Source organism: Candidatus Caccoplasma merdavium (assembly GCA_018715595.1).
Taxonomy (GTDB): Bacteria; Bacteroidota; Bacteroidia; order Bacteroidales; family UBA11471; genus Caccoplasma; species Caccoplasma merdavium.
This window is the reverse complement of the sequence record DVLI01000021.1, coordinates 1-11,373: the sequence shown is the minus strand read 5'-3', so window position 1 is coordinate 11,373 and position 11,373 is coordinate 1. Positions and strand designations below refer to the sequence as shown.

The 11,373-nt window shown below is 53.8% G+C and carries 10 protein-coding genes and 1 pseudogene; 5 read left to right on the top strand and 6 right to left on the bottom strand.

The annotated features are described in order from the left end of the window. The first annotated feature begins 160 nt into the window (after positions 1-160). The 5 genes from IAD09_07495 to IAD09_07475 all read left to right on the top strand — a co-directional run bounded on the left by IAD09_07495 (position 161) and on the right by IAD09_07475 (position 5,774). Entirely contained in the window at positions 161-970 is an 810-nt protein-coding gene (locus IAD09_07495) for an esterase family protein (protein HIT82063.1), read from the top strand. 482 nt (positions 971-1,452) lie between these two features. Next, the gene (locus IAD09_07490) at positions 1,453-1,836 is read left to right on the top strand and encodes a hypothetical protein (GenBank protein HIT82062.1); all 384 of its coding nucleotides are present in this window, start codon (positions 1,453-1,455) and stop codon (positions 1,834-1,836) included. 98 nt (positions 1,837-1,934) lie between these two features. After that, on the top strand, positions 1,935-3,884 hold the full coding sequence (locus tag IAD09_07485) for an LptF/LptG family permease (protein ID HIT82061.1): 1,950 nt from the start codon (positions 1,935-1,937) through the stop codon (positions 3,882-3,884). Positions 3,885-3,924: 40 nt separating this feature from the next. Then, positions 3,925-5,142, top strand: coding sequence for a bifunctional 3,4-dihydroxy-2-butanone-4-phosphate synthase/GTP cyclohydrolase II (locus tag IAD09_07480; GenBank protein HIT82060.1), 1,218 nt, complete (start codon positions 3,925-3,927; stop codon positions 5,140-5,142). Positions 5,143-5,162: 20 nt separating this feature from the next. Continuing rightward, positions 5,163-5,774 (top strand): threonylcarbamoyl-AMP synthase, encoded by a 612-nt coding sequence (locus IAD09_07475; GenBank protein ID HIT82059.1) that lies wholly within the window; start codon positions 5,163-5,165, stop codon positions 5,772-5,774. Between the two features lie 88 nt (positions 5,775-5,862). Here the strand turns inward: IAD09_07475 and IAD09_07470 are convergent, their stop codons facing one another. The 6 genes and pseudogenes from IAD09_07470 to IAD09_07445 form a co-directional block, all read right to left on the bottom strand. Beyond that, the gene (locus IAD09_07470; protein ID HIT82058.1) at positions 5,863-7,128 is read right to left on the bottom strand and encodes a rhamnogalacturonan acetylesterase; all 1,266 of its coding nucleotides are present in this window, start codon (positions 7,126-7,128) and stop codon (positions 5,863-5,865) included. Between the two features lie 59 nt (positions 7,129-7,187). Next, positions 7,188-8,639 (bottom strand): HD domain-containing protein, encoded by a 1,452-nt coding sequence (locus IAD09_07465; GenBank protein HIT82057.1) that lies wholly within the window; start codon positions 8,637-8,639, stop codon positions 7,188-7,190. 207 nt (positions 8,640-8,846) lie between these two features. Continuing rightward, complete coding sequence (locus IAD09_07460) at positions 8,847-9,359, bottom strand: threonine/serine exporter family protein (protein HIT82056.1); 513 nt, start codon at positions 9,357-9,359, stop codon at positions 8,847-8,849. Positions 9,360-9,381: 22 nt separating this feature from the next. Beyond that, positions 9,382-10,155, bottom strand: coding sequence for a threonine/serine exporter family protein (locus tag IAD09_07455; protein ID HIT82055.1), 774 nt, complete (start codon positions 10,153-10,155; stop codon positions 9,382-9,384). A 120-nt stretch (positions 10,156-10,275) separates the two neighbouring features. Further along, positions 10,276-10,866 carry a phosphoglycerate mutase family protein gene (locus IAD09_07450; protein ID HIT82054.1) on the bottom strand — a complete coding sequence of 197 codons (591 nt, stop codon included), beginning with the start codon at positions 10,864-10,866 and terminating at the stop codon, positions 10,276-10,278. A 15-nt stretch (positions 10,867-10,881) separates the two neighbouring features. Further along, a pseudogene (locus IAD09_07445) lies at positions 10,882-11,238 on the bottom strand (YbaN family protein). Between the last annotated feature and the right edge of the window lie 135 nt (positions 11,239-11,373).

The window sequence follows — 11,373 nt, the reverse complement described above, 5'->3', positions numbered from 1 at the left end:
AGCGGCGTCAGGATTTGGCTTCGGCAGGGATTGTAATGGCTTCACGGATTATCGCCACTTCAACCAAAACCCTTGTAACTCAATTCTATCACTATATCTTTCCGCATTTCACTTTTTTGTAGTAACTTTGCAAAGAGCAAAAAAATTCAACTCCTCCACCATGAAACAACTGCTCACACTCCTTCTCGCACTCGTCGCCCTCCAAACCCAGGCCAAAGTGGTAAAAGACAAGGTCCCCAGCGACAAAATGGGCCGCTCGATTCTCTGCGTCATCGTCCTTCCCGACAATTATGACCCGCAGGCCGCCTATCCCGCCATCTACCTCCTGCACGGGTTCGGCGGCAACCAAAACACCTGGATTGCCGTCAAACCCTCGCTCAACGATATTGCCACACGCAACAGCCTCATCTTTGTTTGTCCCGATGGCGAAAGCAGTTGGTACTGGGACAGCCCCACCCAACCCCAATCGCAATTCGAGACATTCGTCGCGCACGAACTCACCGGCTACATCGACTCGCACTACGCCACCCGGGCCGACCGAGGCGGACGTGCCATCACGGGATTCAGCATGGGCGGCCACGGCGGGCTGTGGCTCTCGATGCGCCACCCCGACATTTTCGGCGCCGGAGGTAGCATCAGCGGCGGAGTAGACATTCGCCCCTTCCCCGACAACTGGAAAATGAAAGAACAGCTCGGACCCTATGAAGAAAATCCCGATGTGTGGGACGCCCACACCGTCATCAACCAGCTCGACAGTCTGACACCGGGAAACCCGCACATAGTCTTCGACTGCGGATATGACGATTTCTTCTATACCGTCAACCAGCGACTCCATAAGGAATTGCTCAGACGGGGAATTCCGCACGACTACTACAACCACCCGGGGCGACACACCAACAATTACAGCGCCAATGCCCTCGACTACCAAATCTTATTTTTCAACAAATATTTTGATTCGGCCGTCAAATAGCGAATTTTGTTAACAGCTCGGATATTTTTCACACAAACATTGTTAAACAAAGAGCAGTTTTTCACATAAAAATTTGGAAGCATATCCCTCAAACCTTATATTTGTATCATGTTTTTTCATAGTATTAAATTTAAGGTTTACAAAGAAACGGGTTGTCGCGAGACAACCTTTTCTTTTTTCATACACAACCCGTTAGTATCAGACAAAAGCGCCTTTCGCCAATACGGACGGACGCTTTTCCCGTCATAAGCCGTCCATTTCCCCACACCTCCCGAAACCGCAAATCCCCCATGGCCGGTCAAGATATTTTTCGATAAAAAAACGTTTTCCACAAACAGTTGAAAATCACCACAAGGAATCATGCCAGTCACCGAAATCCCCATCAAAAAACAGAAAGCTGACAGAGGAGGTCAAAAAATAAGCAAGAGATACCCTGTGGTTGAAATATTATTTATACTTTCGCCGAGAATAAGAATGGATTTATGACAAAAGAAAAAATTACGATAGAATATAACCTCAACAATGCTTCCCCCAACTCGGTGTGGGGTTTTATCAGTTCGCCCAACGGGCTGGCCGACTGGTTTGCCGACAAAGTCGAATGCAACGGCCGCACCTACACGTTCTACTGGTCGGCATCGCAACAGACCGCCCGCAAGACCGGCCTGCTCAACGGCGTGTTTATCCGCTTCAAATGGCTCGAAGAGGAAGACCCGAAAGCCTTCTTCGGATTTCGCATCAACGTCGATGAACTCACCAACAACGTGATTCTCGAAATCACCGACTATGCCGAGTCGGACGAAAAGGAAGATTGCGTGGAACTGTGGAACAAGCAAGTCGCCACACTCAAACGCCGACTCGGCTCATGACAAGCCGCCAAGCCACCCCGCGCTTCCCTCATTTTTAGGGAGACGAGACACGGGGTATCTTTTTTTTCACTACTTTTGCAACAAGAAATAAGCCTGCCATGCCGCTTGTCAAGAAACTATATCTCTTTATCCTGAATACGTTTCTTCCGTTATTTCTGATGACATTCTTCATCAGCCTCTTTGTGCTGCTGATGCAATTTCTGTGGAAATATGTCGATGAATTGGTAGGCAAAGGCATCGAAGTAGGCGTCTTGGCCGAGCTGTTTTTCTACGCCGCCCTCACCATCGTGCCCATGGCGCTGCCCCTGTCGATGCTCCTGGCGTCGCTCATGACATTCGGCAACCTGGGCGAGCGGCTCGAACTCCTGGCCATCAAAGCGGCCGGCATCTCCCTGCGGCAAACCATGCACCCGCTCATCATCGCCGTCATTTTCATTGCCATAGGTGCCTTCTTTTTCCAGAACAACGTACTGCCCAAGGCCCAAGTGAAGATGTATGCCCTGCTCTTCTCGGTAAGGCAGAAGTCGCCCGAACTGGACATACCCGAGGGTGTCTTCTACGACCAGATAAGCGGCTACAACCTGCTGGTAAAAGAAAAAGACCGCAACACGGGTATGCTCTACGACCTCATGATTTACGATTTCTCCGAGGGATTCGACAACGCCATGGTCATCTTGGCCGACTCGGGCAAATTGAGCTTTACCGACGACAAACAATACCTTTTCTTCACCCTGTATAGCGGAGAGTCGTTTGAGAACCTGCGCAACCAGCGCGCCAATGTCCAAAACATTCCCTACCGACGCGAAACCTTCTCAACAAAAGAGATACTCATACCGTTCGATGCCAACTTCAACCGCATGGACGAAGGCGTCATGCAAAACCAATATATCGGGCAAAACATCTCCCAGCTCACCAAGTCGATCGACTCTCTCACCACCCGCATCGACAGCACCAGCCATCGCATCGCCAAGGAACTGAAAGGCAGCTATTTCAGCAACGTCACCACCACGGCCAAGGCATCACCCTCCTTCCATACGGCCGTCCAGGCCGATGAAGCCGACAACGCCATACCCGCAACCGGGCGCATCAACATCGACAGCATCTACGCCAACGCCTCCCTCCAAGAGCGGGAAAGCATGTTGAGCCGCGCCCTGAGCCGCGCCGAAAGCATTCGTCAGGAATACGAATACCGAAGCATCTCGGCCAACCAGCAACAGATACTCGTGCGCCGGCATGAAATCGAGCGGCACAAGAAATTCACCCTCTCCTTTGCCTGCCTCATCTTCTTCTTCATCGGAGCCCCGCTGGGCGCCATCATACGCAAAGGCGGGCTGGGAACGCCGGTCGTCATCTCGGTATTGCTCTTCATCTGCTACTACATCATCGACAATGCCGGCTACAAATCGGCACTCAACGGCCGCTCGGCCGTGTGGGAAGGCATGTGGCTCAGCTCGGCCGTACTCCTGGCCCTCGGCATATTCCTCACCTACAAGGCCGTCAACGACTCGGCCGTTTTCAACAAAGACGCCTACCTCAACTTCTTGCGGAAAATCATCGGGAAAGCCGAGACCCGCAAAGTCGTTCACAAAGAAATCATCATCGACGAGGCTTCGCCCGAAGAGATTCTGCAACAGGTCGAACAACTCGACGCCGAATGCACCCGCCTGCGCGAGAAAATCGGAGACAGGCGACAATCGTTCTTCGCATACTGGACCCGCGGCTACGACCGCAAAGCCATACATCACCTCCACGACGAAGTGGAAAAATTCGTGGAGAAAGCCCAAAACTGCCGTTCGGCCCTGCTGGTGACGAAGCTGATGGACTATCCCATTCTGCGTAACCTCCTGCTCTACAACCCCTGTGGGCAAAAAAACATCGGGTGGATCGTCATGTGGCTGCTGCCCCTCACGCTCCCGCTTTACCTCATCGGCAACTGGGAACAGAAACAACTGCGCCACGAATTGCAGGTAATCGCCCACACCAACGGCGAAATAAAAAACATCGCCCGTCAACTGATTGACGAAAGAGAAAAAGAAATCGAAAAATAGATAAAAATCCCCGGCACGGGGAAGAAAGGAGCAAAAACACATGTCTGACGCAACCAAACTGAGTACCATCGAAGAGGCCATCGAAGAGTTCAAAGCCGGCAACTTCATCATCGTCGTCGATGATGAAGACAGGGAAAATGAAGGCGACTTCATCATCGCCGCCGAGAAAATCACCCCCGAAAAGGTGAACTTCATGCTCAAAGAGGGACGTGGCGTATTGTGCGCCCCCATCACCATGCAACGCTGCTCCGAGTTGGGTCTCGACAAGCAGGTGATGAACAACACCTCCCTGCTGGGCACCCCCTTCACGGTAACCATCGACAAAATCGAAGGCTGCACGACCGGCGTGTCGACCCACGACCGCGCCGCCACCATCAGAGCCCTGGCCGACCCCAACTCGACCGCCGAGACCTTCGGACGCCCGGGACATGTCAATCCGCTTTATGCCCAAGACAAAGGGGTGCTCAAACGCGCCGGCCACACCGAGGCCGCCATCGACCTGGCCCGTCTGGCCGGTCTCTACCCGGCAGCCGCCCTCATCGAAATCATGAACGAAGACGGCACCATGGCCCGCTTGCCCCAACTCATCGAGAAATCCCGTCAGTTCGGCATCAAAATCATCGCCATTCGCGACCTCATCGCCTACCGGCTGAAACAGGAATCACTCGTCGAGAAAGGCCCCGAAGTCGACATGCCCACCGCATACGGACATTTCAGACTCATACCTTTCCGCCAAATCTCCAACGGACTCGAACACATCGCCCTCATCAAGGGACAGTGGCGCCCCGACGAACCCGTACTCGTGCGTGTCCACTCCTCGTGCATGACCGGAGACATCTTCGGCTCGAAACGATGCGAATGCGGCGACCAGCTGCATCTCGCCATGCAGACCATCGAGAAAGAGGGCAAAGGCGCCGTCATCTACCTCAACCAAGAGGGCCGCGGCATCGGTCTCATGGAAAAAATGAAAGCCTACAAGTTGCAGGAACAAGGCATGGACACGGTCGATGCCAACATCTGCCTGGGACACAAGGCCGACGAACGCGACTACGGTGTAGGCGCCCAAATCCTGCAACAAATCGGCATCGGCAAGATGCGCTTGCTCTCAAACAACCCCGTAAAACGGGTGGGTCTCGAAGCCTACGGCCTCGAAATCGTAGAGAGCGTACCGCTCGAAATCGAGCCCAACCCCTATAACCTCGTGTATATGCGCACCAAGAAAGAACGCATGGGTCACATTCTGCACCACGTCGACTAACCCCCAACACGCCTCTCGCCATGGAATATGTGCGCATTTACCCCGAAAACCCCAATCCTCGCGACGTGGAGCGCACCGTTGCCCTGCTCCGCAGCGGGGGTATCATCATCTACCCCACCGACACGCTCTATGCCATCGGGTGCGATGCCCTCAACGTGCGCGCCGTGGAACGCATCTGCCGGTTGAAGAACATCGACACGAGAAAGGCGTTGCTTTCTATCGTATGCCCCGACCTGAGCATGCTGAGCCAGTATGCCAAGGTGAGCAACAACCATTTCAAGCTCATGCGGCGCAACCTGCCGGGAGCCTTCACCTTCATACTCCCCACCAGTTCCCAGTTGCCCCACATCTACAAAAACCGCAAGACCGTGGGCATACGCGTCCCCGACAACGCCATCGCCCGGGCTCTCGCCCAGGAGCTCGGCAACCCACTCATGTCGACCTCGATAGCCCCCGCCCACACGGAAATCGAATATCTGACCGAGCCCGACCTCATACGCGAGGAATATGACCGCACGGTCGACCTCTTTGTCGACGGCGGTCTCGGCGGGCACATACCCTCGACCATCATCGATTGCAGCACCGAGACCCCCGAAGTCACCCGAGAAGGGAAAGGTGACCCCATTTGGTAACAGTGCCGTCCTCCCAAACAAGGAGGGGCGAATGAATAATCATTCGCCCCTCCTTGTCTTTATGTCTTATGCGAGACCGACCCAGCGATTAATTGCCGTCGGGCTTCTCGATTTCGGTAAACGGACTGAGGTCCCACACGAAGGCATTCACGTCATCGGGGTGAGCCGGGTCATAGCCCTTGAAATCCTTGATGTAGCGGGCCAAGCCCAATTTCTTGTCCTTGATGCCCTGCAAGACGCATTTGGCAATCTGGTAAGCCCCGTAGGGGTTGAAGTGGGTATTGTCTTCGAGCGCCTCGGTCTGACCCGGGAAAGTGTTGGCCGGATATTGGACAAAAGCGCGACGCGAAGTCTCCACGCCCAAAGTCTCGTAGAGAGTGCGGGTCATCTCGTTCAATTCAATAACGGGAACACCCTCCTCCTCGGCCAACTTGCGCATGGCAGCGGGATACTCCCCATGCGTGTCGTGAATCTTGCCGTCTTCGCCGAAACTCCGCCGTTGCGTAGGGGTCACGAAAACAATGGTCGCCCCCTTCTCGCGAGCCTTCACGATATATTGTTTGAGGCTGTCATAGAAAGAAGTCCAAGGCCCTTTACCCTTACCTTTCTGCTTTTGGTCGTTGTGACCGAATTCCACAAAGACATAGTCGCCGGCTTTCATCTGGGTGAGGGCTTTCTCAAAACGACGGGCCGCCAAGAAGGTATTGGCCGACTCACCGCTCTCGGCATAGTTGGCAATGCACACCTTGTCGGTGAAGAAACGGGGAATCATCTGCCCCCAACTGCCCCACGGTTCATTGTCCTGGTCGACCACCGTGGAATTGCCGCACAAGAAAACGGTTATGGGTTTCTGCGTGGGCTCTATCACCACCTCGGCAACCCGCGGAGCCGGGCCGTTAAATTCGAGGGTGAGCTTGTCGTCCCAGTTGAGTTTTTTCTTCTCGCGGGGTTTGATGCGCACCCGCACGTCGTCGGTAATGCGCGTATTGCGCTTGTTTACGATAAAAGTCTCTTTCTTGAACTTGCCGGCTTCGGTCTTTTCGCGCTCCACAAAGAGGCGACGCGACTCGCCCCGCACGGTGGTCTCACCGGCCGAAGTTTCAGAGCCCAGTTTCACGGTGACCTTGTAGTTGCCATCGGGAACCTTCACCGAGAAGAAGAACGGAGACCTGCCGTCGGCCGAAGGTATCTGTCCGAAGTCGAAACCGTACCCGACCGCATCGTCATAAAGCATCGTCGCATCGACCCGCACATACCCTTTGCGAGCCTTGCCCGTGAAGTCGAATCGATATGTCTCCTGTGCATACGCCGCCGCGGTGCACACCACAGCGAGCATCAATAGTTTCAGTTTCATCTATTTTTCTTGTATAAGTTTCACTATCAGCAAAGATAGGAATAAAAAACGGGAAATTTTTACTTCGCGGCGAGATTTCCTTCACCCTCCGGGGCAAGACCCTTCCCGGCAGCCACCTGCAACATATACCGGTAAGCCGCCTCGTGCTCATTGGGAATTACCCCGTCGAGAATGGCATCTTTGATGGCCGTCTTTATCTCTCCCACGACACGGCAAGGCGACAGGGCAAAAACCTGCATGATTTCTTCGCCGGTTACCGGGGGCTGGAAGTTGCGCACGCGGTCCTTCTCCTCGATGTCGTGCAACTTGGTGCGCACCAGCGCGAAGTTGTTCAATATGCGACGCACCTTTTCCTGATTTTTCGAAGTAATGTCGGCCTCACAAAGCAGCATGAGCGAATCGATGTCGTCGCCGGCATCAAAGAGCAGACGGCGCACGGCCGAGTCGGTCACCTCGTCTTCGACCAGCGCGATGGGACGCATGTGCAACTCGACCATCTTCTGCACGAACTTCATCTTTTCGTTCATCGGGAGCTTCATGCGGCGGAATATGCCCGGTATCATCTTGGCTCCCACATAATTGTGGTTATGGAATGTCCAGCCCAGTTTGGCGTCATACCGCTTGGTGACCGGTTTGGCGATGTCATGAAACACCGCCGCCCAGCGCAACCACAGATTGTCGCTCTTGGCCGCCAACTGGTCGAGCACGGCCAGCGTATGATAGAAATTGTCCTTATGCCCGCGACCGTCGACCGTCTCGACGCCTTTCAAGGCATGGAACTCGGGAAATATGAGGGGAAGCAGACCGCACTTTTCGAGCAAGAGGAAACCTGTCGAAGGTCGTGCCGAACCCATCATCTTGTTCATCTCCTCGATGATGCGCTCTCCCGAAATGATGTTGATGCGTTCGCGGTTGCGCGTGATGGCGTCGAAAGTCTCATCGACGATGCGGAACCCCAACTGCGTGGCAAAGCGAATGGCCCGCATCATGCGCAACGGGTCGTCGCTGAATGTGATGTCGGGGTCGAGCGGCGTGCGAATAAGGCCGGCATCAAGATCGGCCACACCGCCGAAAGAATCGACCAACTCGCCGAAATGTTCGCGATTGAGGCAGATGGCCAGCGCATTGATGGTGAAGTCACGGCGGTTTTGGTCATCGGCCAAAGTGCCGTCCTCGACAATGGGTTTGCGGGAATCGTGAGAATAAGACTCGCGACGGGCTCCAACAAACTCGATTTCGTGACCTTTGTACTTGACTTGCGCCGTTCCGAAATTGCTGAAAACCGACAGATAAGCCCGTTTCCCCAGCTTCGAAGCAAACGCCCCGGCCAATTCGATGCCACTGCCCACCGTCACGACATCGATGTCTTTCGACGGACGCTGCAAGAAAATATCGCGCACATAACCGCCAATGACATAACAAGGCACACCCAGTTCATCGGCCGTCTCGGTAAGGAGTCCGAAAAGGGGGTGTCCCAAGTGTTTTTTCAATAACGAATCGTCGAGCTTCATGGTCGCATCTATAATTTCCGGGTTCCGGTCCCATCATCGAAACCGGAAGGTTCGGAGGCGTTTGCAGGACAAAGATAGCACAAGTCGGCAAAAGCGCCAAAAGGTCGTGAGACTTTCATTGCCGAATCATCTCGCACGCAACGCATCGGCGTTCACCGTTGCGGCAACAAGACGACATCACACCGTCGGACACAACGGCCGCCCGCCTCAGTCTTTTTGAACGCTGCTCAACTCGGCCTTGCGGCGGGTCAGCGTGTAAGGCTTCGACGGATAGAGGATAAAGGGCAATGTGGCTCCCACGGCCAGCATGAAGATGACGCCGCAAGCCACGATGCCGTTGATAAAGAACTCCTGCATGTATTGTTGCACCAACACCGGGTCGGTCAGGTTGCGCGAAAAGAGAAGCAGGGCAAAGAGCGTTTTGTATGCATACATGCCGGGAATCATGGGCAGAAGCGCCGGTATGTATATCACCGTCATGGGACAATAAATCTTTGCTCCTAAAAAGAGACTCACCCAACCGATGGCAAACGAGGCACAAAACGATGCCGTAATAATATCGACACCCACATAGTGCATGAGCGAAAACCGCAATGCATGACCGATGGCCGCAGCAATGGCAATAGAAAGGAATGCCCGTCGGGGCGGATTGGAAATGGCTCCGAAACCGATGGCGGCAATAGCCGCAAAAAGACCGTCGACAATAATTGTTCCTATCATCTTGATTTCCTCCTCTTTATTTTCAAAGCAATACCAATCCGTTGTGCACAATAGCCAGAGTTATCGACAGCCCCACGGCAATGCACATGACCAACAACAACGCGCCGACAAGCCGGGTCATGCCCAGGAGTATGTGGCTCTCGACAATGTCGATGACCCCGTTGAGCAAGGGTACGCCGGGAATCAAAAAGAGCACGCTCGTACCGATGGCAATGTCGGGCGTCGCATCGAACAGCAACGATACCGAAGCAATCAAAGACGAAACGAGAGCCGATATGACAAAGATGACGTAATGGCTAATGTGCCGTTTCTGCATAAAGCTCTTCAAGGAGAATCCGATAAGCGTCGCCACAAAGACGATTGCTATCGCCGTCCAGCTGCCGCCGAAAAGTTGGCAGAACGAGCCATTGGCACAAGCCACCAGGAATGTGAGCAACGTGTGATTGATGCGGGGAGTATCGACAATCTTCTGATACCGGCGTTCAATCTCTTCGAGCGGGAGATGATTGTCCAGCGCCGCCCAACTGAGCGAACTCAACTCGGAATTGAGATAAAAGCTAATCGGGAAACTCTTGACCGGCACGACATCGCTCATGACCTGCCCCGACTCCTTGTCGTGTATCGAGAAGATGAGGGTTTTATGCAACAGGGTCATCTGCGTGACAACCCCAAGTGCCTCACTGATGCGCATCGTATTGCGCACCACACGGGAGGTGTGTACGCCCGAGCCCATCAACCTGACGGCATAACCGGAGATAAAATCGGATATGCGATGAAACTCTTTTTCGTCCTTCATATGAAATTTTCTGAAAACCTAATGCGGGGGTACGCCCCGAAAAAACGGCGCAAAGGTAAAAACTTTCAGAGAAACAAAAAAGAGAAAAATCAATGTCTTTTTTAACGGCCGCATCAGGGTTCAAGGCAACCACTCGACGACACCCGTAAGCGGATTTTTCCGCCGCCATTCGAGAAACTCGGCATAGCTCCGCACGCCACCCTCTATTACGGCCCGATAATATTCGATGCCGGCAATATGCACCGATTCGGGTGTCGCATATTTCAAGGAGAGAATCGTGTGCCGCAATTCGGGAGTGAGACGCGCCCGAATGCGCTCGGCCACCTGCTCGAAATAGCCGTCGTAACGGCTGCCCCGGAGAATGTGTATCATATCGATGCTCCACTCCTCCCCCAAGTCATCGACATAAGTAAGATGCCATTCGATACACGCCTCCTCGGTATCGACGAGATTGCGATATGTGATTTGCCTCACCGCCGGATTCCGGGCCAAGAGAGCGACCGCCCCGAAACTGTCCGAAACCGACAACAGCGACGAATAAACGTGCAGGTCGATGTCGCGATGCTTCATGAGCAAACCCATGCGCAAAGAGCCCACCACATGAGCCTCGGCGCCAATCGAAGCCCAGGCCCCGAAAAAGCCGCCGGCACGCACGATGCGCCAGGCCCGGTCGCTGTTCCGCTCCGAAAGAGCCTCGACATCATCGGCCATCTCGGGCAGCGGAGTGCGCAACGTCTTATAGCTCAAAATGTGCCAGGACACCCCCACAGCAACAGCTGCCAAGAAGAGACGCAACCCAAGACTCTCGGCAACAGACCATGCACAATAGGACAATGTCGCCCATAAAAGCAAAAGAGAAACCATCTTGGTGTGCAGGGGGATAGCCCGATGTTCTCTGAAATTGCGGATATGGGTCCCCAAATATTTATGAGAAAGCAAGCGTCGGTAAAGTTGCGGCGAACTGCGGAAATAGAGCGCAGCCGTCAGCAAAAGAAAAGGAGTGGTAGGCAACAACGGCACAAATATGCCGACAATACCCAAAACCAAAGACAACGTCCCGGCAACGATATAAAGATATTTCAACATGGGGGTATTCTTGAAATGGAACGACCGACGACAAAAAAGGCCGCCTTATTGCAGTAAGACAGCCTCTCAAAAAAAAGTAGCGGGGACGAGAATTGAACTCGTGACCTCCGGGTTATGAATCCGACGCTCTAA

Excerpts from the sequence above, each read along its gene's own strand:
- IAD09_07495 (HIT82063.1), top strand. The coding sequence starts at position 161 with ATGAAACAACTGCTCACACTCCTTCTCGCACTCGTCGCCCTCCAAACC.
- IAD09_07490 (HIT82062.1), top strand. The coding sequence starts at position 1,453 with ATGACAAAAGAAAAAATTACGATAGAATATAACCTCAACAATGCTTCC.
- IAD09_07485 (HIT82061.1), top strand. The coding sequence starts at position 1,935 with ATGCCGCTTGTCAAGAAACTATATCTCTTTATCCTGAATACGTTTCTT.
- IAD09_07480 (HIT82060.1), top strand. The coding sequence starts at position 3,925 with ATGTCTGACGCAACCAAACTGAGTACCATCGAAGAGGCCATCGAAGAG.
- IAD09_07475 (HIT82059.1), top strand. The coding sequence starts at position 5,163 with ATGGAATATGTGCGCATTTACCCCGAAAACCCCAATCCTCGCGACGTG.
- IAD09_07470 (HIT82058.1), bottom strand. The coding sequence starts at position 7,128 with ATGAAACTGAAACTATTGATGCTCGCTGTGGTGTGCACCGCGGCGGCG.
- IAD09_07465 (HIT82057.1), bottom strand. The coding sequence starts at position 8,639 with ATGAAGCTCGACGATTCGTTATTGAAAAAACACTTGGGACACCCCCTT.
- IAD09_07460 (HIT82056.1), bottom strand. The coding sequence starts at position 9,359 with ATGATAGGAACAATTATTGTCGACGGTCTTTTTGCGGCTATTGCCGCC.
- IAD09_07455 (HIT82055.1), bottom strand. The coding sequence starts at position 10,155 with ATGAAGGACGAAAAAGAGTTTCATCGCATATCCGATTTTATCTCCGGT.
- IAD09_07450 (HIT82054.1), bottom strand. The coding sequence starts at position 10,866 with ATGGCCGATGATGTCGAGGCTCTTTCGGAGCGGAACAGCGACCGGGCC.